At 63.9% G+C, this 24,168-nt stretch carries 21 protein-coding genes; 15 read left to right on the forward strand and 6 right to left on the reverse strand.

What is annotated here, in order from left to right; genetic code table 11:
• The first annotated feature begins 18 nt into the window (after positions 1 to 18).
• The gene (locus HA052_RS10000; protein ID WP_166451823.1) at positions 19 to 1,236 is read left to right on the forward strand and encodes an MFS transporter; all 1,218 of its coding nucleotides are present in this window, start codon (positions 19 to 21) and stop codon (positions 1,234 to 1,236) included.
• 396 nt (positions 1,237 to 1,632) lie between these two features.
• Here the strand turns inward: HA052_RS10000 and HA052_RS10005 are convergent, their stop codons facing one another.
• Both HA052_RS10005 and folE read right to left on the reverse strand, forming a co-directional pair.
• A complete protein-coding gene (locus HA052_RS10005) occupies positions 1,633 to 2,058 on the reverse strand; it encodes a BLUF domain-containing protein (protein ID WP_081547646.1) in 426 nt (141 codons plus the stop codon).
• Positions 2,059 to 2,151: 93 nt separating this feature from the next.
• Positions 2,152 to 2,847 (reverse strand): GTP cyclohydrolase I, encoded by a 696-nt coding sequence (folE, locus tag HA052_RS10010; RefSeq protein WP_081547644.1) that lies wholly within the window; start codon positions 2,845 to 2,847, stop codon positions 2,152 to 2,154.
• 496 nt (positions 2,848 to 3,343) lie between these two features.
• Here folE and HA052_RS10015 point away from each other — a divergent pair, with 496 nt between their 5' ends.
• The 11 genes from HA052_RS10015 (at position 3,344) to HA052_RS10065 (ending at position 17,454) form a co-directional block, all read left to right on the forward strand.
• The gene (locus HA052_RS10015) at positions 3,344 to 5,257 is read left to right on the forward strand and encodes a thiamine pyrophosphate-binding protein (RefSeq protein ID WP_166451824.1); all 1,914 of its coding nucleotides are present in this window, start codon (positions 3,344 to 3,346) and stop codon (positions 5,255 to 5,257) included.
• 31 nt (positions 5,258 to 5,288) lie between these two features.
• Positions 5,289 to 6,884, forward strand: a complete 1,596-nt coding sequence (locus tag HA052_RS10020) for a flavin monoamine oxidase family protein (RefSeq protein ID WP_081547640.1) — start codon at positions 5,289 to 5,291, stop codon at positions 6,882 to 6,884.
• Between the two features lie 268 nt (positions 6,885 to 7,152).
• Positions 7,153 to 8,805, forward strand: coding sequence for an ATP-binding cassette domain-containing protein (locus HA052_RS10025; RefSeq protein ID WP_166451825.1), 1,653 nt, complete (start codon positions 7,153 to 7,155; stop codon positions 8,803 to 8,805).
• 331 nt (positions 8,806 to 9,136) lie between these two features.
• The gene (locus HA052_RS10030; RefSeq protein WP_166451826.1) at positions 9,137 to 9,586 is read left to right on the forward strand and encodes an Os1348 family NHLP clan protein; all 450 of its coding nucleotides are present in this window, start codon (positions 9,137 to 9,139) and stop codon (positions 9,584 to 9,586) included.
• Between the two features lie 91 nt (positions 9,587 to 9,677).
• Entirely contained in the window at positions 9,678 to 10,673 is a 996-nt protein-coding gene (locus HA052_RS10035; RefSeq protein ID WP_166451827.1) for a radical SAM protein, read from the forward strand.
• Between the two features lie 27 nt (positions 10,674 to 10,700).
• On the forward strand, positions 10,701 to 12,212 hold the full coding sequence (locus HA052_RS10040) for a radical SAM/SPASM domain-containing protein (protein ID WP_166451828.1): 1,512 nt from the start codon (positions 10,701 to 10,703) through the stop codon (positions 12,210 to 12,212).
• Positions 12,209 to 13,105, forward strand: coding sequence for a hypothetical protein (locus HA052_RS10045; protein ID WP_166451829.1), 897 nt, complete (start codon positions 12,209 to 12,211; stop codon positions 13,103 to 13,105). The genes HA052_RS10040 and HA052_RS10045 overlap by 4 nt, the downstream gene beginning before the upstream one ends.
• Before the next feature lie 29 nt (positions 13,106 to 13,134).
• Positions 13,135 to 13,953, forward strand: a complete 819-nt coding sequence (locus HA052_RS10050) for a hypothetical protein (protein ID WP_166451830.1) — start codon at positions 13,135 to 13,137, stop codon at positions 13,951 to 13,953.
• Entirely contained in the window at positions 13,937 to 15,088 is a 1,152-nt protein-coding gene (locus HA052_RS10055) for an aKG-HExxH-type peptide beta-hydroxylase (RefSeq protein WP_166451831.1), read from the forward strand. Before HA052_RS10050 ends, HA052_RS10055 begins: the two co-directional genes overlap by 17 nt.
• Positions 15,085 to 16,320, forward strand: coding sequence for an aKG-HExxH-type peptide beta-hydroxylase (locus tag HA052_RS10060; protein ID WP_166451832.1), 1,236 nt, complete (start codon positions 15,085 to 15,087; stop codon positions 16,318 to 16,320). Before HA052_RS10055 ends, HA052_RS10060 begins: the two co-directional genes overlap by 4 nt.
• A gap of 9 nt (positions 16,321 to 16,329) precedes the next feature.
• Positions 16,330 to 17,454 carry a 2OG-Fe(II) oxygenase gene (locus HA052_RS10065; protein ID WP_166451833.1) on the forward strand — a complete coding sequence of 375 codons (1,125 nt, stop codon included), beginning with the start codon at positions 16,330 to 16,332 and terminating at the stop codon, positions 17,452 to 17,454.
• A gap of 17 nt (positions 17,455 to 17,471) precedes the next feature.
• Here the strand turns inward: HA052_RS10065 and HA052_RS10070 are convergent, their stop codons facing one another.
• Positions 17,472 to 18,074 carry a TetR/AcrR family transcriptional regulator gene (locus HA052_RS10070; protein ID WP_166451834.1) on the reverse strand — a complete coding sequence of 201 codons (603 nt, stop codon included), beginning with the start codon at positions 18,072 to 18,074 and terminating at the stop codon, positions 17,472 to 17,474.
• Positions 18,075 to 18,186: 112 nt separating this feature from the next.
• Here HA052_RS10070 and HA052_RS10075 point away from each other — a divergent pair, with 112 nt between their 5' ends.
• The 3 genes from HA052_RS10075 to HA052_RS10085 are packed head-to-tail and all read left to right on the forward strand — an operon-like array spanning position 18,187 to position 21,095.
• Positions 18,187 to 19,242 carry a sugar phosphate isomerase/epimerase family protein gene (locus HA052_RS10075; protein ID WP_166451835.1) on the forward strand — a complete coding sequence of 352 codons (1,056 nt, stop codon included), beginning with the start codon at positions 18,187 to 18,189 and terminating at the stop codon, positions 19,240 to 19,242.
• Positions 19,243 to 19,272: 30 nt separating this feature from the next.
• Complete coding sequence (locus HA052_RS10080) at positions 19,273 to 20,151, forward strand: alpha/beta hydrolase (RefSeq protein ID WP_166451836.1); 879 nt, start codon at positions 19,273 to 19,275, stop codon at positions 20,149 to 20,151.
• Positions 20,152 to 20,153: 2 nt separating this feature from the next.
• Complete coding sequence (locus HA052_RS10085; RefSeq protein WP_166451837.1) at positions 20,154 to 21,095, forward strand: alpha/beta hydrolase; 942 nt, start codon at positions 20,154 to 20,156, stop codon at positions 21,093 to 21,095.
• A 257-nt stretch (positions 21,096 to 21,352) separates the two neighbouring features.
• Here the strand turns inward: HA052_RS10085 and HA052_RS10090 are convergent, their stop codons facing one another.
• The 3 genes from HA052_RS10090 to HA052_RS10100 form a co-directional block, all read right to left on the reverse strand.
• Positions 21,353 to 21,925, reverse strand: a complete 573-nt coding sequence (locus HA052_RS10090) for a hypothetical protein (RefSeq protein WP_166451838.1) — start codon at positions 21,923 to 21,925, stop codon at positions 21,353 to 21,355.
• Positions 21,926 to 22,062: 137 nt separating this feature from the next.
• Positions 22,063 to 23,043, reverse strand: coding sequence for a T6SS immunity protein Tli4 family protein (locus HA052_RS10095; protein WP_166451839.1), 981 nt, complete (start codon positions 23,041 to 23,043; stop codon positions 22,063 to 22,065).
• 154 nt (positions 23,044 to 23,197) lie between these two features.
• The gene (locus tag HA052_RS10100; RefSeq protein WP_166451840.1) at positions 23,198 to 24,166 is read right to left on the reverse strand and encodes a T6SS immunity protein Tli4 family protein; all 969 of its coding nucleotides are present in this window, start codon (positions 24,164 to 24,166) and stop codon (positions 23,198 to 23,200) included.
• Between the last annotated feature and the right edge of the window lie 2 nt (positions 24,167 to 24,168).

Consider the following 24,168-nt stretch of genomic DNA (forward strand, 5'->3'; position numbering starts at 1 on the left):
GTCTAAAGACAGGCAAGCATGAACTCACATCCGGTCCGGCGCAGCGTGTTGTACATCACCGCGCATTACATCATGACCTATCTGGGCTACTACGGCCTGGTCTCCACCCTGGTGGTCACGCTCAACAAGGCCGGGTTCAGCGCGGAACAGATCGCCATGCTGGTCATTCTGTTCACCTTGACGACCAAGGCGGCGAAGATACCGCTGGCGCCCTGGCTGGACCGGATGGCGGCGACGAAGTCCGTCTTGATAGGCTGCGTCATGGCCGCGGCCGGTTTCATGTTGCTGTATTCGGCCAAGGACGTGTATTTGACCGCCTGTGCGCTGGCCCTGTCCGGCACCGGCATTTCCATCAACGCGCTGGCGAGCAAGCAACTGGCCGCGGCGACCAGCGATATGATGGAGAACCGCGCCAAGCTGTTCTCCATCACCTATATCGGCATTAATATCGCGGCGGCGGCGGCGGCGCCGCTGGCCCTGTACCTGGCGGCCAAGGGGCAGTACCAGCTGGTGTTGATCGGCATCGCCGTCTCCTACTGCGTGGCCGGGGTGGTGACCTTCCTGAACTTCGGCAGGCTGGGCATGAAACGCCCTGGCGGCGGCGCGCCGTCGTTTCTAGCCTATTGGAAGTTGCTCTATGTGCCCGGCATCCCTCCCTTTCTGCTGATCAATTTCTTTTGCTGGCTGCTGTACGGCCAGTTGTTCAACGTGCTCGCGCTCTATGTCTCGGAAACGCTGGCCCAGCCGGGCAAGCTTGGCTGGCTGTACACCTTGAACGCCTTGCTGGTGATCGCGCTTCAGCTCTTGGTCACCCATCTGGCCCACCGCTGGAGCGGCGGCAAGCCGCTGGGCATTGTCCGTTCCTCCTACGCCACCTTCGCGTTGGCCTTCATCATGCCCTTCATTCTCCCGGGCTATATCGGCGCGCTGGCTTTCGTGCTGGTGTTCACCTTCGCCGAGATGATGTTCGCGCCCAGCATGGACGTGTTGCTGCTGTCCTTGATCGGCCAGGAAAGCCGGGCGGTAGCTTACAGCGTGCTGTCCATCAGCACCGCGCTTGGGGAGTCGCTGGGCGGGGGCATGGGCGTCGCGGTTTACCGCTGGATGGCGGATTACGGCCATGCCGGCCAATTCTGGCTGGCGCTCGCCGGCTTGTCGCTGCTGTGCATCGCCGTCGCCTATGTGTTGCAGGAGTCGAGCGCCGGCTTGCGCGCGCAGGCGGCGGGCGCGGCTTAGAGAAGCGGAGCAGAGCGTAAACCGCTGCTTAGAACCTGTTCACGATCTTTCCGAGAGATGGCTCCAAAACATGGAATCCGCTGCGCGGATGGTGATTTTCATTGCCGGGGCTGCCCGGCGAGCAGGGAGGAGATATTTGCTTGGCCAAATATCCCCTCCACCCCTAAAGGCCACCCTGCAAGCCAGGCCTACGGCTTCCCGCCGGTTCCCGTCAGGTCCGAGGCGCGGCTGAACTCGCAGCGCGCTACCGTCGCGCTGCTCGAACAGGCAGCCGCTTAAGACCTCGGACCTGCCACCCGACGGCAGGCTTGAAGGGACCCGGGGCGCGTCGGATACGCGGCCTCCTGTGCAGAAAACCGTGTTTCAAAGCACAGACAAAAGATCGTGAACAGGTTCTCAGTGGCGGATCTGGGTGCTGCCGGCTTCGGCCAGCGCCTCCAGCAATAAGGCGGTGCTGGCGCCGGGCAGGTTGAACGGGTCCAGCCGAGCCTGGGCGGAATAGCGCAGCAGCAGCGAGGTGTTGAGTTTTTCCATCATCACCTCCGCCATGCTCCAGTTGGCGAAGCGGCGTTGCTCCACTTCCTGGTATTCCAGCAGCGTCAGACATTGATGGCGCGGGTCGTGGGCCAGTTTCTGGTACAGCAGGTTGACCTCGGCGCGGCCGCCCTCCAGCGATTGAACGAATACGTCCTTGCTGTAGCACAGCACTCCGGTGATGCCCTGGGCCGGATTGTATTTGCGCGCGGCGATCATGATGTCGTCCACCAGATCGCTGTCTATGGATTTGTGCGCGCGGCTGCAGTAAGTCAGGCGTACCAGCATGATGTGCCCCTTGGATGCAAAGAGGCCGCGCCAGACCGGCGCGGCCTCGTTTCATCTTAGTTGCTGCGCGCCGCCTTGCCGGCGGCAAGGGGCTTATTTATGCATCAAGGACAGGAATTCGCGGCGCAGATTGGCGTCGCTGAGGAAGGAGCCGCGCATCACGCTATTGGTCATCTTGCTGTTGCTGTCCTTCACGCCGCGCCAGTGCATGCAGAAGTGGTCCGCCTCCATCACGATGGCCAAGCCATCCGGCTGCAGCTTCTTCATCAGCAGGTCGGCGATCTGCGACACCGCTTCTTCCTGGATTTGCGGGCGGGTCATCACCCAATCTATCAGCCGCGCGTATTTGGACAGGCCGATCAGGTTGGAGTGTTCATTGGGCATCACGCCCACCCAAACGCGGCCGATGATGGGGCACAGGTGGTGGGAGCAGGCGCTGCGCACCGTGATCGGGCCCACGATCATCAATTCGTTGAGCTTTTCCACATTGGGAAACTCGGTGCTGGCCGGCATCGCCACATAGCGGCCGCGGAAGACTTCCCTGATGAACATCTTGGCCACGCGCTTGGCGGTGTCCTGGGTGTTGTGGTCGTGTTCGGTGTCGATGACCAGGCTTTCCAGCACGGCTTTCAGTTTTTCCTGAACCTCGGTTTGCAGCTGATCCAGCTCGCCGTCTTCGATGTGGGCGGCGATATTGTCGTTGGCGTGAAAACGGACGCCGGCTTGCTGCAGGCGGCTGCGGATGCGCTGTGAGACCGGCAGATGGTCAACGGTATTGGTCTTGTTCATTGTGTTGGCAGTCTCGGATGCTTATTTATCATTTTGGCGCCGCCATGGCCGGCGGCTCTATCCATTGCGCATGATTTGGGGCGAGGCAGGCGGTGGGCGCCTCCCCGAAAGGCGGCGTGCTTGGAGCCTGGCCGATGCGACAGGAACGCTCCATGTTAGCACAAGCGCCGGAGCGCATCCGCAGCCGATGTCCCTAGTAGAAACCCTTAGCCCATCAGGGCTTGACGCGGAAAGTCCTTAATTTGGCTGGCATGCAAAGTCAATGCCGGCGGCTGGCCGTACATGATCTTGCTGTCCTTTTGGACGGGGGTGGATATGGGGCGGCGAGACTTTGCCGCGGCGGCGCAAGCCTTGTTTGTCGGAAGCGGGCGCGCCGTTCGTCTTAGCGCCAATTCGCATTGGTATTTTCGACACAGAAATTATCCGGATTGAATTTCCTCCCGCCTGGATTACCACTCACATAACGACGACAACTTATGAAGAGGGGTGGGACGGTATGGATAGTCAACAACGCAACGGCGGGCAACGCTGGGCCCGGGACTATGTGTTCGACGCATTGAGCGAGTTGGGCATTCATCGCATTTTCGGCGTGCCCGGCACCAATGAGATTCCCATCATCGACGGTACGTCCTACCCGGAAAACCAGGTGGAGTACATCGAGTGCCTGCACGAGAACATCGCCATGGGCGCGGCGATGGGGTCGGCGCGGATGACCGGCAAGCCCGGCGTGGTGGTGGTGCACGTCACCCCGGGCATCGCCCACGGCATCGGCAATCTGTTCAACGCCTGGCGTTCTCAGGCGCCGCTGGTGATTCTGTGTTGCCAGCAGCAGAACGAGCTGGTCACCCAAGAGCCTTTGCTGGCCTCCAACCTGGTGGATCTGGCGCGGCAATACACCAAGTGGGCGCATGAGGTGCGCACCGAGCAAGAACTGCCCATGGTGTTGCAGCGCGCCTTCAAGGAGGCGATGGCGCCGCCCAACGGCCCGGTATTCGTCGCGATTCCCTGGGAGTTCACCATGAGGCGCATCGGCGACGGCGACCGCCTGCCCGGCATTACCCGCATCTCCCCGCACTTCACCGCGGACGCCGACGCCATCCGCCAAGCGGCCGTCATGCTGCGCGAGGCGGTCAACCCGCTGATCGTGGTGGGCGACGCCGCGGGCTACGCGGAGGCCTGGCCGGAATTGCAGGCGCTGGCGGAGTTGATCGGCGCGCCGGTGTCGCTGCAAACCTTCAGCAGCCTGGCCAACTTCCCCAATGGAGATTACCACTGGCAGGGCGAGCTGCCCGGCGGGCAAAAAGATCTGCAGAAGGTTTTCGCCGGTCATGACGTCGCCTTTTTGTGCGGTTTCAGCAATCAGGCCCAGGTCACCGTGTTCAAGTACAGCGACGGCCCCTTGATTCCGCCCTCGGTGCGTCAGGTTTACCTGAGCAACAACAGTTGGGACATCGGCAAGAACTACTACGGCGAGTGCGCCTTGTTCGGCGACATCAAGGCCACTTTGCCGCTGCTGAACCGGGAGATCGGCGATCAGCCGTCCGCGGCCGCGCGGCAACGCAATGAGCTGTTGCGGCAAAAAGCCGACGCGCGGCGCGTGCAATGGGACGTCTATCTGCGCGAGGCGATGCAACAGCAAGAAATCTGGGCGGTGGTGATCGCCGACGCCTTGCGCCTGGAGATCAGCGAACGCCAGCTGGAAAAGCAATTCGTCTATGTGCACGAAGCGGTGTCGGATCCGGCGCCTTTCCAATACCTGCTGCCCTTCACCGAAGAGGCCGCCGCGCCGATCAGCTACTACTGCGTGGGCGGCGGCTCCTTGGGCTGGTCCATGCCCGCCACCCTGGGCATCAAGCTGGAGGCGCAAGGCTGCCAGGGCATAGACACCCGTTTCGTGGTGGCGGCCACCGGCGACGGCTCCTCGCTGTTCTACCCGCAAACCTGGTGGACCGCGCAGCACCGCCAGCTGGGCGTGCTCTACATCATCACCAACAACCACGAGTACCACACCCTGCAAATGGGGCTGCAACAAGTGGAGGCGATGTACGGCGACGCGGCCGGCTACGGTTGGCATGCGCGCACCCAGGATCCGGAATACCTGCGCATCCACCGGCCCAAGCCGGACTTCGTCGCCCTGGCCAAGGCCTTTGGCGGCATGGAGGGCGAGGTGGTGGCGCATCCGGAGGCGGTGCGCGCCGCGGTGCGGCGCGGGCTGGACCACGCGCTGGCCGGCCGCGCCTATGTGCTGGACATGCAGACCGTGGGCCTGGACCAGCCGCCGCCCACGCCGCAGCAGGCCAACGCCCGCTACCGCAACCAGCCGCGGCTGGATTGCTTCCACGCGCCGGACGGGGACGCCCAGCGCAACACGGACAACGGCCAGCCGGCCAATGTGCCGGTGATTTTCTGATCCCGGCTTCACTCAGCGAGGACGAGCAAACATGGCTAGCGAAAACATAGACATCGCCATTGTCGGCGGCGGCGTGTCCGGCGTGTACAGCGCCTGGCGGCTGCAACAGCACTATCCCCAGAGCAAGATAGCGGTGTTCGAGGCCAGCGATCACATCGGCGGCCGTTTGCTGTCGGTGCGGCCGCCGGACATCCCCGACATGGTGGCGGAACTGGGCGGCATGCGCATCCTGCCGGAAGTGCAGCCGCTGATTTACGACCTGATCCAGGAGTTGAACGCGCTGCTGCCGGCGCCGGAGCAGATCGAGCTCTATGGCTTCCCGGTGGACGAGCCGCAAAACATCGCCTATCTGCGCGGGGTCTACCTGCGCTTGCAAGACTTCACCACCCAGCCGGACAAAGTGCCGTACCGGCTCAACTTCCTGGACCGCGGCCAAACCGGCGGCGCCGTCATCATCGACGCCATCGAGCAAATCGTGCCCGGCATCACCAATAAATCGCTGACGGAGGAAGAGCGCCGGCTGATGGCGCAGAGCGCCAGCTTCGGCGGCGTGCCGCTGTACCAGCAGGGTTTCTGGAACGTGTTGTTCCGCGTGATCACCGGCGAAGCCTATGAATACGCCGAAGACACCGGCGGTTACGACACCACGCTGTGCAACTGGAACGCCGCCGACGCCATCCCCTGGTTTCTGTCGGACTTCGGCGTATCGGCCCAATACATGGGGTTTTGCAACGGTTTTCAGCAAGTGCCGAGGGTGCTGGCCCAGCTGTTCGAACAAGCCGGCGGCGAGGTGAGGCTGGAAGCGCCGGTCAGCGGCGTGACGCGCAGCGAGCAGGGTTTTCAATTCCAGACGCCGGGCGGTACCGTGTCCGCCAAGACCCTGATCCTGGCGATGCCGCGCCGCGCGCTGGAGCTGCTGTCCGCCACCAGCCCCTGGCTGCAGGAGTCCGCGCGCTTCCAGCAATTGACCGCCAGCGTCACCCCGCGGCCGCTGTTCAAGCTGTTCACCACCTACAACAGCCCCTGGTGGCTCAATACCGGCTACAGCAAGGCCGACGGTGAATACGTGCCGGTCAAGTCCGGCCGTTCCGTCACCGATTTGCCGGTGCGCCAGACCTATTACTGGCCGCGCAGCAACGGCCAGCCTGCCTTGCACGGCCACGCCATGTTGCTGGCCAGCTACGACGACGGCGACAACACCGGTTTTTGGGACGGCTTGCGCGGCCGTCGTCACAGCGCCTGGAAGAAGGGCCTGGAGGTGGCCGAGCTGGCCGATCCCTTCATCGGCGCGGACGACCATGTGCGCGCCAATGAACTGAGCTGGCACCGCTACAAGGCCCCGCGCATGATGACGGAAGAAGTCACCCGCCAACTGACGGTGATGCACAGCCTGTCCTACACGCCCAAAGTGCGCAACGCCGCCTTCCGCGACTGGGGCGACGATCCGTTCGGCGGCGGCTGGAACAGCTGGAACATCGGAGTGAAAAGCTGGGAGGTGAAACGGCAGATCATCCAGCCGCTGGACGGCCAGCCGTTGTATGTGTGCGGCGAAGCCTATTCCGACGCCCAAGGCTGGGTGGAGGGCGCTTTGCAGACCGCGGACATGATGTTGGCCAAGCTGGTTTGAGCACCTGTTCACGATCTGCCGCGCTGCGGCGAGCGCTGAGACAGGAGGGTTGAATCGCTTCCGGAAGCGGGACAGGGTCTGCCTGTCCCGCTTGGCGCGCGGCCCGGCGCGCGCTACCATATCGCTTTCGCGCGGGGCCGACCCCTTGCGCGACCCAATCTTTCCCCGAGGTCTTAGTCCGATGCGCCATTGATGCCGCCGTCCCCCTGGACGGCCACGTTCTCCGCCCCCTGCGCGCAGGGGAATGTTCGGCATCCCTGGAAGCTTCATGACGCACACTCATCTCACTTTGGACGACGTGTCCTATCTGCTGCCTGACGGCAGGGTTCTGTTCAGCCATCTCAATATGAGGTTTCACGCCCAGCGCATCGGCCTGGTGGGCCGCAACGGCGTGGGCAAGACCGTGCTGGCGCGCTTGCTGGCAGGAGAACTGCGGCCCAGCGCCGGCCGCTGTCTGCGCGGCGGCACGACGCATTACCTGGCGCAGCGGGCCGGCGCGCCCCGGGGCGACACCGCCGCCGGCCTTGCCGGACTGCAAGCGCCGCTGGACGCGCTGGCGCGCATTGAGGCCGGCAGCGTCGACGCGCGGGATTTCGAGCTGCTGGGCGACCGCTGGGACTTGCGCCAAAGCCTGGAGCGGGAATGGCGGCGTTTCGGCCTGGGACATCTGCGCCCGGAAACGCCGGCCGACGCGCTCAGCGGCGGCGAAGCCGCGCGGGCGGCGCTGTGCGGAGCCATATTGTCCGACGCTGACTTTCTGATCCTGGACGAGCCCAGCAATCATCTGGACCGGAATCAGCGACAGGCCTTGATCGAACAATTGTCGCTCTGGCCGCGCGGTCTGCTGGTGATCAGTCACGACCGCCGCTTGCTGGCCGGGATGGAGCGCATCGTTGAACTATCGCCGCAGGGCCTGGCCAGCTACGGCGGCGCTTACGATTTTTACGCCGAGCACAAAGCGCAAGAGCAGGCGCGGGCGCTGCAAACGCTGGAGCAGCGCAAACAGGAGCGCTTGCGCGGCCAGCGGGCGCTACGCGAACAGCAAGAGCGGCAAGAACGGCGTCAGGCCCGCGGCGAACGGCGCGGCCGCGAAGCCAACCAGGCCAGTATTTTGTTGGACCGCCAGCAGCAGCGCAGCGAGGACAGCGCCGGCAAGTTGCGACGGCAACAGGCCGCGGCGCGGGAAGGCCTGGACCAGGCGGTGCGCGAGGCGGCCCGGCGAGCGGAGGACGACGCGGCGGTCGTCGTGCACGCCTTGCCGCAGGGGCGGGCGCTGCCGCGCACCGCCATTGTTCTGGACGAGGTGGAACTGCCGTTCGCGCCGCCGGCCACGCGCCGGGTCGGCCTCAGCCTGGGCGGCGGCCGCCGCATCGGCGTGCTCGGCCCCAACGGCTGCGGCAAGTCCACCCTGCTCAAGGTGCTGGCCGGACAACTGCGTCCGGTCGCCGGCCGGGTTCGATCGCCGGCCGCCTGCGCCTATCTGGCCCAGGATCTGGACGGGTTGGATCCTAGCCGCGGCGCGATCGAGCAACTGCTGGCGCTCAACCCCGCGGCCAGGGAAAGCCGGCTGCGCATGTTGCTGGCCCAACTGGGGCTGGACGCCGAGCGGGCGGCCCGGCCCTGTGGCCTGCTCAGCGGCGGGGAGCGGCTGAAGGCGGCGCTGGCCTACGCGCTCTACGCCGATCCGCCGCCGCAGTGGCTGTTGCTGGACGAACCCAGCAATCACTTGGATCTGCCGTCGCTGCAGGCGCTGGAGGCGATGCTGCGCGGCTACCGCGGCGGCTTGCTGGTGGTGTCGCACGACGAGGGTTTCCTGGACGCGCTGGGCCTGGACGGCTGGCTCACGGCGGACGAGGGCGGCTGGCGGCTGTTGGACGGAGCGGAGTGGGAAAAGCGCGTCATCAATCAAGCTTGGTTTTAGGTAATTTAACGTACAGATATATTAAAAACGCATGAATATAGTTAAAGCGCTGACGAAAACCGTCGGCGCTTTTTCATTCCAGTGATACGCAGGCTGGCTGGATGACGAGGCGGATGGGCGAGGCATTTGGGTGGGTGCGGAGATTCCCCGGGGGGTGCGGCGGCCGCTTAGCGGCTTAGCGGCGAAGGCCCCTTGCCGGCGTGAAGCCGATCGGGAGCGCGAACCGCATATTGCCTTCAGTCGCAGAACGCGCCGCCGGTTTCCGCTCCATCCAGACGACGGCGCCAAGCCAAGCACGCCTCGGTCACAGTGCTCAAGCCAGGAGGACACCATGGCCCAACCGGAAGTGAACAAACTGCTGATGCGCGCGGTGAGCGATAACGATTTCCGCGCCAAGTTCTTGTCGGACCCTGTCGCCGCGGCGAAGGACGCCGGCGCCAATACCGCAACCGTCGCCGAATTGAAAAAGATCGACGTCGCGCGTCTGCGCGCCCAGTTCGATCACCTGACCCGGGTGTCCGGCGATTTGCTGGCCGGCTCGGTGGTGGCGGCCGGGCATAGCCGCGACTGGAGCGACCGCAGCAACATCCACGACAACGACGGCCATATCCACGACAAGGCGGCCACGGTGTTCTCGCCGGGCGATCTGGTCACCAATCCGGCGGTGTCCGCCACGCTGAACCCGGCGGCGGTGCGCGACGCGCTCAAGGACCCGCTGGTGCTCAAGGAAATCGAAAACAACCCCCAGATCAAGGCGGCTTTGAAGCGCGGCGTCAAATAGCCGCGAGGCGGAGCGGACCCCGGCGCGGCCAGCCGCGCCGGGACGGATTTTCTGGCGGCCCGCTTGCGGGCTTCTTGGTGGGGCGACGGCGATGATCATCCGGCTGACGGCTTCCTGCAACAACAAATGTTTCTTCTGCATCGTGGACGACGAGATCGCCCAGCGCGCTTTTAGGCCGCTGGAGGAGATCGTGGCCGAGCTTGACCAGGCGGCGCCGGACGAGGAGGTGGACATCTTCGGCGGCGAGCCCACCATAGACCCGGTGTTCTGGGAGGTGCTGCGCGAAGCCTTGAAAACCGGCCGCCGAGTCAGCCTGGCCTCCAACGTACGGCTGTTCTCCCACCGTCCGTCGGCGGAGCGGCTGGCGGCCATGGCCGACGGCCGGCTGGAAGTGCGCACCAGCCTGATGGGCCACAACGCCGAACTGCACGATAAGCTCAACGGCGTGCGCGAAGGCGCGTTCCGGCAAACCCTGCAGGGCATCCGCCACCTCAGCGAGCTGGGCTTCGACATCCAGACCAATATCGTGATCCTGGCGGAAAACGTGGAACACCTGCTCGCCACCGGCGTGACCGCGGTAGAGGCCGGTTCCTCGCGGCTCAAGTTCAGCGGCACCGTGCGCACCGGCAAATTCATCGATTCCATCGCCGACCCGGCGCTGGTGCGCGAAAGGCTGCGCGCCATCGTGCCGCTGTTCCGCGCGCTGGGCGTGCCGGTGACGCTGGAGAAACTGGCGCCCTGTCTGATACCGGATTTCCTCGATCTCTTGATCCGGGATTCCGATCCGGCGGTGGACACCCATCCCTGGTACGAAAAAACCCGCGCCTGCCGCGGCTGCCGGCTGGCCGACGCCTGTCCGGGGGCCGAGCGCGGCGCGCTGATCCGCCACGGGCGGGACTGGGTGCGGCCCTTGGCCGAGATCCCGGCGGAGCTGATAGACGAGGTGCGCGTCGCCGCGCTGGAGCGCTATCAGCCGCGGCGCGACAAGCCTTTTTTGCGCGTGCTGTTCGATCACCGGGACTTGTCCTCGCTGGGCCTCATCGCCAGCTTCTCGCGCCAGCATCCGCAACTCTATCTGATCGCCTGAACCCGCCACCCGTTTGCGAGGCCCGCCATGAACCACGTCGTTACCCCGATTCGCCCGATTGAAGCGCGCGCGCCGCGCGCCGCGTCGGCCGCGCCCGCCCAGCCGGACCGGGCCGGCATGGAGGACATCTTCGCCGACTTCCGGCTGCGCGACCGCTGGAAGCCCAATTACCGCGCCCGAGACATCGGCGACGGCGTCTTCCTGTCCAGCGATCAGGGCAGCTGGGCGCTGCTGAGCCGGGAGGAATACCGCGCGCTGCGCAGCATCGCCCTCCCCAGGGCGCTGCACGATCTGCTGGAGGAGCGCGGCCTGATCCTCACCGCGCGCAACGCCGACAGCGTGATGCGCGCCTATGAAGACTGGTCCGCCAACTACTTTCCCGGCACCGCGCTGCACATCATCGGCATGACGCGGCGTTGCAATCTGCGCTGCGCCTACTGCCACGCGGCCGTGGTGCGGGACAGCTCGGACCCGGCCCGCTACGACCTGGACGAAGCCACCGCGCGCGCCATCGTCGATTTCGCCTATCAATCGCCGTCCTCGCGCATCCATTTCGAATTCCAGGGCGGGGAGGCCACGCTCAACTTCGGCGCGGTGCGCTATCTGCACGCCTACGCCATGATCAAGAACCTGGCGCACAAGCGCGCGCTGTCCTTCTCCATCGTCAGCAACGGCGTGGACCTGCCGGACGAGGTGCTGGACTATCTGGCGGCCAGCCGCATCAACATCACCACCTCCATCGAGTTCGACGCCGCCGAACACCCGTCGCTGCGCGTGGATTGGGAAGGCCGCGGCCATTGGGACGACATCCGCCGCAACCGCGCCCGCATGCGCGACCGCGGCCTGGACGTGCCCTCGCTGATCGTGGTGGGGCGCAACAATCTGCACAAGCTGCGCGACTACGTCGACTTCGCGGTGGCGGAGGGGCAGTCGTCCATTTTCTTCTCCCCGGTGCAGAAAATGGGTTTCGCCAAAGGCAAATGGGACAGCGTGGGCATGGAGATGGACGAGTTCTTCGACGCCTGGCGCGACGCGCTGGACTACATCTTTTCGCTGTGGGACCAGGGCATCTTGCTGGAGGAGCGCTATTTCTCGCTGGCGCTGGAAAAGCTGTTCAACAACCGCGACGTCAAATACGTGGACTTCCGCAACCCCAGCGGCATGGTGCTGGGCAATCTGGCCTACGATCATCTGGGCAATGTCTACGGCTGCGACGAAGGCCGCGGCCACGCCGATTTCCGCATCGGCAACGTGCACACCGACAGCTACGCCGCCGCGGTCACCTCCGAGAAGGCGCGCCAACTGGTGTCCTACTCGCTGCGCGAGCACGACGCCTGCCAGGTGTGCGCTTACCGGCCTTATTGCGGCGTGTCGCCCATCGTCAGCAAGGGGGAAACCCATTCGCTGGACCCGCAGCCCTTGACCAGCTCCTGCTGTCAGCGCACCCGGCACCTGTTCGACTTTGTGACGAGGCTGATGCGCGAGCGCCCGCAGCGCATCGACCAGGCGCTGACCATCATCCGGATGAGCACCCAATGAGCGCCCGGGACTTGATCGCCGGCGAACTGCAAGCCGGCGGCGAAGGCGCCCGCATCGCGGTGGAAGCGCTGGCGGTGCTGGCCGGCCTCAAGCCGCTGGCGCGCTTCACCGCCGGCCGGGACAGCGCCGCGCGGCTGTGCGCGCTGCTGGACGCCTGCGGCCTGCGCCATGGCCAATACGTGCCGCCGCCGGACGACTGGGGCTATCGCCACGCCACAGCGGAGGAACGCGCCGCCTTCAGCCGCAGCGATGTCCGCGTCTATTACGCGCTGGACGCGGACGCTTTGGAACAAGGGCTGGACGCTCAGCGGCGGCAAGACAATGTGGCCTTGGGGCGAGCGCTGGGCTACCCGGCCTGCTGCGTCGCCGCCAATGAATACTTCGGCGCCGCGCCGATGACCGACCTGCTGCGCGTGGCGCGGACTCCGGGCGGGCGCGACTGGCGGCTCAATGTTTTCCTCACCGAGATGGAAGTGGGGAGCGGCTCGCCGTATTACCTGATTTCCCACTTTCCCTGCCATCTGGGCTGCCGCGCCAGCATCGCCTACGCCGCGGCGCTGCTGGACGCCTTGCGCGAAGCCGTCCCGGGCTTCGCCGCGCAACTGGAGCGACTGCTGCCGCTGCCCTTGCTGCTGCGCGACGAGGAAGCGCCGCCGGAGGCGCGGCGTTACGGCAATTTCGGCGCGCAGCTCTACGGCGGCGGCGTGGGCGACGCGGTGTTCTACCAGGGATGGCGGCCGCTGCGCTCCAGTGATCGCTTGCCGGAGGCCAGGCTGGACCAGGGCGATTGCATCGAATGGCAACAGGAGGACTTATGCGTGCTCAACGCGCGGGACGGGCGCGAAGTGGCGAGGCTGCCCACGGAGCGTTGGCATTTGGTGGCCTTTCAATAAGAACGGCGGCGGCCGCCTCGCCGGAGGGCTTGCGCGCCATTTTGCCGCAACTGACCCAGGCGGCGCGGGTGGACTTGGCCTTGACCCTGGCCGGCGCCAAGCCGCTGGCGCGGGTGTCCTGCGCCTACCGCGAAGCGGAGCGCGTGATCGACGCGCTGCGGCGGCTGGGCCTGTCCGCCCGCCGCTGGGAGCGGGCGCTGCGGCCGGCGGTGGCGGACGCCGACGACTACGTGGTGTCCGCCGTGGCCAGCGACGAGGCCGCCGCGCCGGACGCGCGCGCCTTCGTCTTCGCCGCCCGCGACGGCGAATTGGCGGAACTGGCGGCGCGCTTCACCGACAACGACATCATCGCCGGCCGGTTGTTGGGCTACCCGGACTGCTGCGTGCAAGCCTATCTGGCGCATAGAGACCACCACCACGCGCGCCTGGAGCCGGCTTTCGCCGGGGACGGCGGCGCGCTGCCCTACTGGACCAACACCATGCTGGACGTGTTCGGCTGGCATCTGCTCAGCCACTTTCCCTGCCGCGCCGACTGCGAGGCCAGCCGCGCCCAGGCGATGCGGCATTGGGAGGCGCTGTGCCGCGTAGACCCCGGCTTCGGCCTGGCCGCGGTGCGTCATCTGCGCAGCCTGGTGCTGCGTCATCCGCGCTTGGGGCTGGTCTACGGCCAGCCGATGGCGGACGGCGGTTTGCTGTTGCTGGGCGGCTCCGCCGCCTTCCGCGCGGAACTGGGCGATGTCGAGCGGGTGAGCTACCAGGCCGGCCGGCTCAGCCGCGGCGGCCGCGCCGTGAGCGGCTTGGAAGCTTTCGACTTCACCGCGGGCAGCGACGATGTCCACCCCGTTTGACGACCTCGCCGCCAGCGCCGCCTGTCCGGAGGATCCGGACGGGCTGGCGCTGCTGGAAGGCTGCGCGGCCCAGGCCTGGCGGCAAAGCCTGCGTGTTTTCCTTGAGCGCGCCGCGCCGGGCATCGCCTTGCCGGCGGGCGCGGCGCGGGCGTTGCGCGAGCTGGCCGAGGCGGAGCCGGATTTCGAACGACTATGGCACCCGTCGCTGGGCGCGCTGGTTCAGGCGGAACGCCAGCCGCGCGCCGGTTTCCTGCTGGCCTGCGCGCTGGAGATCGCCTGGCACGCGCATCAGAGCGGCGTCGCGGGCGAATGGCGCGCGCGTTGGAGGCCGCCGCGCACCCTTGTGCTGCCGGACCGGATCGTCGACGTCCGCGCGCTTCGCGTCGCCGCGGACGGGCGGCGGTTGAGCCTGAGCGCCATCGACGCGGACGGCGCGCGGCTGACGTTGAGCGCCGCGGCGGCGTCATGGGACGGAGCGGGCAGGCAACCCATGCTGGCGGCCTATCCGGCGCGCACCCCGGATGACCGCCAACAGCCCGCCGGCGAGCCGGATGTGGCGGCCGCTCAGGCGCTGGCCGCCGGGCTGGCCTTGTTTGATCAGGGCGCGCCGGTTTACGGCCCCTGGGTGCGCCGTCTGGTGCGCCTGGTCCGGCCGCTGCGGCGCAGCGGAAGCCAGGTGTCCAGCTGGAGCAGCCTGCACTATCCAGGGCTGGTGTCGATGACGCTGTTCGCCTCGCCGCTGGACATGGCGGAAACCCTGGTCCATGAAGCCAGCCACCAGCACTTTCACTTGGTGGACCGGCTGTTCCCCCTGGTTGAGCGCGGCGTCGAAGAATGGCTGTATTCCCCGGTCAAGCGCTGCCGGCGTCCAGCCCTCATGTTGCTGTTGGCTTATCACGCCTTCGGCAACGTGGCCTTGTTTTTCGACGCCTTGCGGCGCAATGGCCGGCTGGCGGATGCCGATTGGCGCCATCACATGGCGGATTTACGAGACTGGCTGCCGCGGATGGCCGCCGAGCTGGAACGGGCGCGCAGCCTGAGCCCGGCCGGGCGGCGCTTTCTGAGCGCCTTGCAGCGGCGATTGCGGCCGTTGACGGCGCCGGCGGAGAACTTGAGCGAGGAGATTGCGCGATGACCCCTGAAATCGCCCGCGCCTATTCCAGCCCTTTCGAAGCCTTCGACGAGGACTGGCACGCCGGCTGGACGCGGCAACTGCGCGGCCGGCAATTGAACGCTTTTCTCGAGCATTGGCGACCCTTGTTGCAGCGCCATGCGCCCGGCGTCGCGCCGGCGCTGTCGGAGATGGCCGCCGCCATGTTCAGTGCGGACGGCGCCGACGCGGCCGAGGCCGCGCGGCTGACCGAACTGGCGGCGCACCCGTTTTGCAATCTGCAAGCGTTGCGCGACGAGGAGGCCCGGCAGCCGGATCTGCTGTTGTCGCGCGCACTGCAATGCGCATTGCACTGGAGCGCGCACCGGCCCGGACGCGAATTCCACCTGCGGCTGTCCCGGCCGCTGACGCTGGGTTTCACCGGCTACGCGCTGCCGCCCGCCGTGGCCTACCGCGTCAGCGGCGACGCGAAGCGGCTGGAAATCCTGCTGGACACGGCCGCGCACGCGCAACGCGGCTGCGCTTTCGAGCGCGCGGAAGAGGGCTGGCGCAGCGTGACGGGGCCGGCGCGCAAACTGCCGGCCGTCGCCTTGGGCGAAACGGGGCCGGATATTGTGCTGAGACCGCTGCCGCGCAGCCTGCTGAGCCCGGACCTGGAAGTCGTTCCGCCCGGCCCTGGTTGCGCGGCCACCCTGGGCCGGGCGGTGGCGCTGATCGCCCGTCATTCCCCGGCTTATCACCGCTGGATCGCCCGCCTGTTGCGCGTGGTGTCCCCGCTACGGCTGGAGCCGGGCAAATTCAACAGCGAAACCTATTCCATGCTCAACGGCGCCTTGTACATGACCCTCCATCCGGACCCTTTGCGCTGCGCCGAAACCCTGGTGCACGAAGTCAGCCACGATTATCTGCACCAGCTCGCCGCGATGGGGCCGCTGAGCGACTCCTCGCTGGGCGAAACCTTCCACTCCCCGGCGCGCGGGGTGCCGCGGCCGACGCTGGGCATACTCAAAGCCCACCACGCCTTCGTCAATGTGCTGATTTTCTATTACCGGCTGATCATGGCCGGCGTCGAGGTGCACAGGGAGCTGGCGCGCAATGTGTCGGAATTGGAAGACTGGCGCGCCCAGATGGAGGACTCGCTGGACCGGGCGCGGGCGTTGACCGCGCTGGGACAGGCGCTGTGGCGACCTCTGGCGCAGCGGGCGGACCAGTTCCGCGCGCTGGCCGGCCGCGACGCCTCGGCGCATTGCGCATAGGGGCGAACCATGTTGGAAAACGTCTTGTTCTTTGAGCAACCGTACCGGCACTTCCTCTGTTTCGACACCTTCGACGAGACGGTGGTGGCACAAGCGGGCGCGGTGCTCAGCGGCCCGCTGCCTTGGGAGGAGCGGGTGGGGGATTTCTTCGTCACCTATCGGCTGGATCTGCGCCGGCTCTATATGTTGAGGCCGGACGCGCCGGCCTTCGTGCGGGACGATTTCCTGGAGGCTTTGCGCGAGCAGATGCAAATCCTGTTCGAGGTGCCATTGTCGGCGGACGACATCCAGGTGCTGGGCCACCGCATGGTGCCGGGGCAGCGCATAGGCGTGCACAACGACAACCCGGGCCTGGGCTACGAAGGCTACCGCGTGGTGGTGCAATTCACCCGCGACCACAGCCCGGAAGACGGCGGCCTGCTGAATATCCACGCCGGCGACGAGCCGGAGGCCGTTTACCAGAGCATCCGCCCCTATCCCAATATGGCCTTCGGCTTTGAGATGAGCGCGCACTCCTACCATTCCGTGTCGCCGTTGACGCGGCGGCCGCGCGACGCGCTGATTTTCAATTTCTGGCATCAGGGCAATACCCCGGCGGTGGAGCGCAGCGTGCGGCAAACCCTGGCGCCCCTGTTTCCGGACGCGGCGCTCTCCGCGTCGGATCCCGGCGAGCGCGGCCTGCACCGCGACGGAGAGGTGTCGGCGACGCCAAACTGGCCGGCGCCGCGCGCGGCGCAAGCACTGCTGGCGGAGTGGGGCATGGGCGGTGCGGCACAAGCGGGCGGCTTGCTGTTGGCCGCCGCCCGTTCCTGCGCGCCGGAGCCCGTCCGCTCGCCGGAGGTGAGCGCGGCGATGGCGCGGCTGGGCTTCGCGCCCGACGCGCCGCTGCCGGTGAGCGAGGCCATCCACGCCGCCGCGCAGGCCAATGTGGGCTTGAGTACTGATCCGGACACCCTGCGCGCCGCGCTGGTGCTGGCGGTGTGGGTGGCCAGCGCGCCCAGCCGCATGTTCACCCACGAGCACTGGCGCCGCTGCGCCGCCCAGGTCCGTCCTTGGGCGCACCGCTTGCCGATGCGCGCGATGCATCTGGCCGAGACCTTGTTCCCCGAGTGGCCGCAGGCGGGAACGGGCTAGGACGGCCCGGCGCGGGCTCAGGCCTTGGCCGCCGCCATCAAAAGCGGCGCCATGGCGACGGACACCGAAGCCAGCAGGCGCTCGCGCGGCACGCCGTCGCGCGCCTGCACCGAGATGCCGTGCAATTGCGCGGCGTAGAAATCGCCCAAGGCGTCTACATCCGTATCCGGCCCCAACTGGCCGTCGGCCACGCCGCGCCGCAGGCGGTCTATCACCGATTGCGTGCGCTCCTGTCGCTGCGAACGCAGCCATTCCAGCACGCCGTCGTTCTGTTCCGAGCAATTGGTGGCTGCCGACACCACCATGCAGCCGCCCGGCGCGTCATGCCGCGTATAGAGCGCGACGGCGTCCCGCAACATCCGCTCGATGGCGGAGGCCACATCGCTCTCCTGGCGCAGCGCCAGATCGGCGAAGCCGCCGTCCCCGGCGGCGTAGAGCGCCACCGCCTCGCGGAACAAACCCTCCTTGCTGCCGAAGGCCGCGTAGATCCGGGCCGAGGCGATGCCCAGCGCCGCCACCAGGTCGGACATCGACGTGCCCTCGTAGCCGCGCCGCCAAAAAGCCAGCATCGCCTGTTGCAACGCCTGGTCCCGGTCAAACTCTCTGGGCCTGCCCGCCATCTTTTCGCCTCGCTCAAATGTTATCGGACAGAATTTTATCGCGCTCCGCCGTTGACGTGTAGCCTTGCCGACGTCTATTATTTGTCGATCGACAAACAATAGACAACGACACATGACAACACTCAAAGGCCCCAGCCTCCATCTGGCTCAATTCGGCGCGGATCAAGCCCCGTTCAACACCCTGGACGGCATTGCCGGCTGGGCGGCGCGCACCGGCTTTAAAGCCCTGCAAATTCCGGCATGGGACAGCCGCTTCATCGATGTGGAGCGGGCCGCCGCCAGCCAGGACTATTGCGATGAGATCAAGGGCACGCTGGCTGCGCACGGTTTGGAGCTTAGCGAGCTGACCACGCATATCTTCGGACAACTGGTCGCCGTGCACCCGGCTTACGACGCGATGTGCGACAACTTCGCGCCGCCGAATCTGCGCGGCAAGCCGGCGGAGCGCACCGCTTGGGCGCTGGAGCGTTTGCGGATGGCGGCTCAGGCCTCGCGGCGGCTGGGGCTGAGCGAAATGGGTACGTTTTCCGGCTCCTTCGTCTGGCCGTATTTGTTCCCGTTTCCGCAACGGCCGGAAGGCTTGATCGAAACCGCCTTCGAAGAACTGGCGCGGCGCTGGCGGCCGATTCTGGACGCTTGCGACGAACACGGCGTCAATCTGTGCTACGAAATCCACCCCAGCGAAGACCTGCATGACGGCGCCAGCTTCGAACGCTTCTACGAGCTGGTGGACCAGCATGCGCGCTGCAAGATGTTGTTCGATCCCAGCCACCTGGTGCTGCAGCAACTGGACTACCTCGCCTACCTGGACATCTATCACGAGCACATCCGCATGTTCCATGTGAAGGACGCCGAATTTCGGCCCAACGGCCGGCAAGGCATCTACGGCGGCTACAGCGGTTGGATGGAGCGCGCCGGTCGTTTCCGTTCCCTGGGCGACGGCCAAGTGGACTTCAAGGCGATCTTCTCCAAGCTGGCGCAGTACGACTACGAAGGCTGGGCCACGCTGGAGTGGGAGTGCTGCCTCAAGGACCAGGAAGACGGCGCGCGCGAGGGCGTGGACTTCATCAAGCGCCACATCATCCACGTCACCGAACGGGTGTTCGACGACTTTGCCGGCGCGTCGGTGGATCAAGCTCAGATCCGCGCGATGCTGGGCATCGCCTGACTTCCCATCCATTTTTTCAGAGAGATCCCGATGACAGCTCTTCCATGCTCCCATTCCGAAGCCGATTTCAAACATGACTATGTGCGGCTGAACGGCCAGCGCATCCACGTGGTCACCGCCGGCGTCGGCCGCCCGGTGCTGCTGATTCCCGGCTGGCCGCAAACCTGGTACGCCTGGCGTCACGTGATGCGCGCCTTGGCCGCCCGCGGTTTTCAAGCCATCGCCGTGGACCCGCCCGGCACCGGGTTTTCCAGCCGGCCGGACGCCGGCTACGACACCGGCGCGGCCGCCGCCGTATTGCATCGCGTGATGGTCCGGCTGGGCCACGCCCGCTATCCCGTGGTGGGCCACGATGTGGGCATGTGGCTGGCTTACGCGCTGGCCAGCGACCATCCCGGCGTGGTTAGCCGGCTGGCGCTGACCGAGGCGGTGATACCCGGCCTGGCCCCGGCGCCGTCGATTTTCGCGCCGCCCGAGGAAAACATCTTCCTGTGGCATTTCATGTTCAACCAGCTGGCCGACTTGCCGGAAACGCTGATCGCCGGGCGCGAGCGCGCCTACCTGGACTTCATGTTCCAGCGTTGGTCGTGGCGGCGAGACCGCGTGGCGGCGGAGGTCTATATCGACGCCTACTCCTCGCCGGGCGGCCTGCGCGGCGGTTTCGCTTACTACCGGGCCATCCCTGAAACCATTCGTCAGAACCAGCGGCGCGCGCAAAGCAAGCTGACCATGCCGGTGCTCGCCATCGGCGCCGAGCACGCCACCGGCAAGGCCCCGCTGGACACCATGCGCGGCCAGGCCGACGACTTGCGCGGCGTGGTCATCCCGGACTGCGGCCACTTCATCATGGAGGAGGCCGCCGACGAGTTCATCGCCGAGCTGCTGCCCTTCCTGGAAAGCGAGGATTGAGCATGCCATTGGATATCAAGATCCAGCAGTGGCTGGAACAAGCGGAGGCGGGCGATGCCGCCGCGCCCGCGGACATGGCGCGGCTGCGCGCCGACACCGATGCCGGGCTGCGCCAACAGCACGGCCCGCTGGAAGACGTGGCGCGGGTGGAGGTGTTCCAAGTGAGGGCGCGGGACGGCTATCCGCTGCGGGTGGTCGGCTATTGGCCCGAGGCCCGCGCGGCGGCGCAGCCGGCGCTGGTCTTCGCCCACGGCGGCGGCTGGTGCCTGGGCTCGGCCGAGGTCTACGACAACCCCTGCCGCGCGCTGGCCAAGGCCACTGGCTGCGTGGTGCTGTCCGTCGATTACCGGCTGGCGCCGGAGCACCGCTATCCGGTGCCGCTGCACGATGTGTATGACGCCCTGTGCTGGGCCTTTGAACACGCGCCAGCGCTCGGCGTGGATCCCGGCCGGCTGGGCGTGGCTGGTGACAGCGCCGGCGGCAATCTCGCCGCCGCCGCCTGCCTGCTGGCGCGCGATCACGGCGGCCCGTCCATCGCCCATCAACTGCTGATCTACCCGGCCTTGAACCACAGGATGGACAGCGCCTCCTACCAGGCGTACGGCGACGGCTACTACCTGACGCGGGAGTTGATGCGCTTCTGCTACGCCACCTATCTCTCCGAGGAGGCGGAGGGGAACTCGCCCTATGTCTCACCGCTGCTGGCGACCCGCCTGGAAGGCTTGCCGAGCGCGACCATCCTGACGGCGGAGTTCGACCCGCTGCGCGGCGAAGCGGAGGACTACGCTGCGCGGCTGAACGAGGCCGGGGTGGCGGCAACGGTGCGCCAGCTGGACGGCATGGTCCATGGCTGCATCCACATGCTGGGGCTGACGCCGGCCGCTGGCGCGTTGTTCGACATCGCCGGCGCGGAGGTGAGGGCGGCGCTGGGCGTGGACGGGTGATTTCGTTCTGATGCACTGAGCACCAAGGAGCGTCGGGCGCTCCCTGGCGTCTACACTAGGCGGTTGATGCGGTGTCGCCCATCTGTGGGCCCGTGTGGTTTAGAGCCGCTAACAAAACCGCGCAGCGTAGCTGAGCCAAGGCGCGCCGACGCAGGCAGTGCCCGTAGTACGACAAGGAGGCGCAACGCAGGATCAGGGGTTTTGTTAGCGGGTCTTATTCTGACTTTTCCTGGCAGCCTAGCAACGTTGCTCCATGCTTATCTTGTAAGCTGCATTGAAAAGTCACAGTGATCTTGCATCTGAAAAACTACTGTTTCACCGTGATAGTCTGCACGGGATTTATATACTTCTTTCCCGCACGCCAACAACTTGTATCCAGCCCCGCTAGACGGCTTGCCGCTTCTTGAAACCAAGGTGAAGTTGCCCCGATAGTTCCCGCTGCCCACAACTTCTACAAAGCGTACGGCATTCACATTAATATCAAAAAGGGGTGATACAAATTGGCTTCTTCCTTGGCCATCCGTCCGTCCCTGCAAAGAAATCGCAGGTGCTTCGTCGCTGGACTTCGGGTCATGGACCTGAAGTAAATAAGGAGTATTCTTGAGCACTCTTCCCGTTTCCGGGCTATGTAGCACAAAATAGCAGCCTTTATTTGTGCCTTGCTCACCTTGTCCTGCTTTATCTAGTTGCGATGAATGACATTGATAAGTCGCTTTCATCGCGGCGCGAATCGCCTCAGGCTCAAGCGGCCTATTGACAGCGCAACCCGTCGCCATTAATACGGCAGGCAATAATCCAAAATAGGTAGCAATCTTAGAAATATTAATCATAGAGGAATGGTCCTTGCTAATTGCAATATCAAAAATTAATAAATTGCACTGTGGCCTCGCATAAAGCCAGAGACTATTTTTAGCGATGAATGTTGACGCGGACTGATCAATGTTGTTACCCGTTACGCCACTTAAATTTATTGAGCTACCGGACGAACTCGGATGGACTTAATCACGCTTTCATAGAGATGCTGCATTTGTGTTGCATTTAATGATGACTCCCCGGTAACACCGGCTACGCCTTCACCAGAGGTTAGCTGTATCGAGACTTTTGGATTGAGGGGGTTATCAAAACCACCCTGTACCTCCCACATAAAACTATGTGCAACACCCATGCCGTTGTCAGAGGGGAACTCATTTAGAGATTCCTCACCTTGCATTCCATTTACCGTTCTAGCGCCCTTCCTGATTGCCTTTATCTTGCCAGGAAATCGCTCATCCAGTTTTGCTGCCTTTTGCCTTTCCAGCAAGGATGGCTCTGGCTTTGACAGTGTGAAGCTGTCTATGCTGAACCAAACATCCGGATTATTCTTCAAGGCGAAAGTGATTGAAGCCATCTCAAACTGTGGCGATTTTCCATCATTGGAGACAAAGCCATTTGCAATGCAAAAACCGGCCTCTTTCGGAATGTCTCGATCCGAGCGATAACGAATCCCTTGTAGGTAGGCCTCATACTCAGAAAGTGTTTCCTGGATGTTTTTTTTGTTTAATGCACGGACTGAGGAAAGTGCAGTGTATCCATTTCCTAAAAATTTATAGGCATCCAATGAATACATGAGTCGTCCAAATGGTTCTGACTTTGCTAACACCAATCTCTTGTCTGGTGAGTTTGAAAATCGAGTTTCCGCAAACTGATCTTCATATTTGTCATGCTCGTTTTTTAAGGTGAGTTCTTTTTTCTCCGCCAGCTTAAGCATGGCTTCCCTACTAATTTTTTCGGTTTTTATTGATGCAGAAATATATTTATTTCCCTGCCCCTTGAGTTCTGCTTCATGCGGAATGTCAACCAAGTATCTGCCAAAGCAATAGGTTCTCATTTTGTCAAAAATCGTACTCTCCGCAGCATAAAGAGCAGGGCTGGTCATCAATAAGGCAAGCAATAAAGCAAGTCGACTCATAGTGGCAGTCTTTTAGTGCGCCTTGGGGGGGCTTGTTGAACGATTTTGGCAATGCGATAGACTGTAGCTTGAATTACATATCAATTCTTGTAACTCAAGCGCAATAGCCACTTTTCAACGAACCGAATAGTCTAATTCATTGCTTCTCTTAAATTTATTGGGCTGTCGGACGAACTCGGATGGACTTAATCACGCTTTCATAGAGACGCTGCATTTGTGCTGCACTTAAAGATGACTCCCCGGTAACACCGGCTACGCCTTCACCAGAGGTAAGCTGTATCGAGACTTTTGGATTGAGGGGGTTATCAAAACCACCCTGTGCCTCCCACATAAAACTATGTGCAACACCCATGCCGTTGTCAGAGGGGAACTCATTTAGGGACTCCTCGCCCTGCATGCCGTTTACCGTTCTAGCTCCCTTCCTGATTGCCTTTATCTTGCCAGGAAATCTCTCATCCAGTTTTGCCGCCTTTTGCCTTTCCAGCAAGGATGGCTCTGGCTTTGATAGTGTGAAGCTGTCTATGCTGAACCAAACATCTGGATTATTCTTCAAGGCGAAAGTGATTGAAGCCATTTCAAACTGTGGCGATTTTCCATTGTTGAGGATAAAGCCATTTTCAATGCAGAACCCTGGCTCTTTCGGAATGTCACGATCCGAGCGATAGCGTACATTTTTTAAGTAATCGGCAAATAAACTAACAGTACGATCAATTCCCTTATCACTATAGGATGCACCCGAAGTAATAAATGCGTACCCTCTATCCCACTTGAATGTGTCTATGCTATACATAGGATCCTTAAAAGCCTCCTTGTAGCCAAGTAAGATCACTCCGCTTCCATTGTTTATTTCCTTGCTAAGCTCGTAATACGGAAATGCCTTTTTTTTCAAATCTCCCATCTTCTTGTCAATTTTAGCTTTCAATGATGTATCACTTGTTTTAACCGTTTGAATGGTGTCATTCATGTACTTGCTAAGCTGTCCATCCAGTTCAGCCTCATACGGAATGTCAACCAAGTATCTGCCAAAGCAATAGGTTCTCATTTTTTCAAACATCTTCTTCTCCGCAGCATAAAGAGCAGGGCTGGCCATCAATAAGGCAAGCAATAAAGCAAGTCGATTCATAG

This window comes from Chromobacterium fluminis, assembly GCF_011602385.1.
Taxonomy (GTDB): domain Bacteria; phylum Pseudomonadota; class Gammaproteobacteria; order Burkholderiales; family Chromobacteriaceae; genus Chromobacterium; species Chromobacterium fluminis.

Excerpts from the sequence above, each read along its gene's own strand:
- HA052_RS10000 (WP_166451823.1), top strand. The coding sequence starts at position 19 with ATGAACTCACATCCGGTCCGGCGCAGCGTGTTGTACATCACCGCGCAT.
- HA052_RS10005 (WP_081547646.1), bottom strand. The coding sequence starts at position 2,058 with ATGCTGGTACGCCTGACTTACTGCAGCCGCGCGCACAAATCCATAGAC.
- folE (WP_081547644.1), bottom strand. The coding sequence starts at position 2,847 with ATGAACAAGACCAATACCGTTGACCATCTGCCGGTCTCACAGCGCATC.
- HA052_RS10015 (WP_166451824.1), top strand. The coding sequence starts at position 3,344 with ATGGATAGTCAACAACGCAACGGCGGGCAACGCTGGGCCCGGGACTAT.
- HA052_RS10020 (WP_081547640.1), top strand. The coding sequence starts at position 5,289 with ATGGCTAGCGAAAACATAGACATCGCCATTGTCGGCGGCGGCGTGTCC.
- HA052_RS10025 (WP_166451825.1), top strand. The coding sequence starts at position 7,153 with ATGACGCACACTCATCTCACTTTGGACGACGTGTCCTATCTGCTGCCT.
- HA052_RS10030 (WP_166451826.1), top strand. The coding sequence starts at position 9,137 with ATGGCCCAACCGGAAGTGAACAAACTGCTGATGCGCGCGGTGAGCGAT.
- HA052_RS10035 (WP_166451827.1), top strand. The coding sequence starts at position 9,678 with ATGATCATCCGGCTGACGGCTTCCTGCAACAACAAATGTTTCTTCTGC.
- HA052_RS10040 (WP_166451828.1), top strand. The coding sequence starts at position 10,701 with ATGAACCACGTCGTTACCCCGATTCGCCCGATTGAAGCGCGCGCGCCG.
- HA052_RS10045 (WP_166451829.1), top strand. The coding sequence starts at position 12,209 with ATGAGCGCCCGGGACTTGATCGCCGGCGAACTGCAAGCCGGCGGCGAA.
- HA052_RS10055 (WP_166451831.1), top strand. The coding sequence starts at position 13,937 with ATGTCCACCCCGTTTGACGACCTCGCCGCCAGCGCCGCCTGTCCGGAG.
- HA052_RS10060 (WP_166451832.1), top strand. The coding sequence starts at position 15,085 with ATGACCCCTGAAATCGCCCGCGCCTATTCCAGCCCTTTCGAAGCCTTC.
- HA052_RS10065 (WP_166451833.1), top strand. The coding sequence starts at position 16,330 with ATGTTGGAAAACGTCTTGTTCTTTGAGCAACCGTACCGGCACTTCCTC.
- HA052_RS10070 (WP_166451834.1), bottom strand. The coding sequence starts at position 18,074 with ATGGCGGGCAGGCCCAGAGAGTTTGACCGGGACCAGGCGTTGCAACAG.
- HA052_RS10075 (WP_166451835.1), top strand. The coding sequence starts at position 18,187 with ATGACAACACTCAAAGGCCCCAGCCTCCATCTGGCTCAATTCGGCGCG.
- HA052_RS10080 (WP_166451836.1), top strand. The coding sequence starts at position 19,273 with ATGACAGCTCTTCCATGCTCCCATTCCGAAGCCGATTTCAAACATGAC.
- HA052_RS10085 (WP_166451837.1), top strand. The coding sequence starts at position 20,154 with ATGCCATTGGATATCAAGATCCAGCAGTGGCTGGAACAAGCGGAGGCG.
- HA052_RS10090 (WP_166451838.1), bottom strand. The coding sequence starts at position 21,925 with ATGATTAATATTTCTAAGATTGCTACCTATTTTGGATTATTGCCTGCC.
- HA052_RS10095 (WP_166451839.1), bottom strand. The coding sequence starts at position 23,043 with ATGAGTCGACTTGCTTTATTGCTTGCCTTATTGATGACCAGCCCTGCT.
- HA052_RS10100 (WP_166451840.1), bottom strand. The coding sequence starts at position 24,166 with ATGAATCGACTTGCTTTATTGCTTGCCTTATTGATGGCCAGCCCTGCT.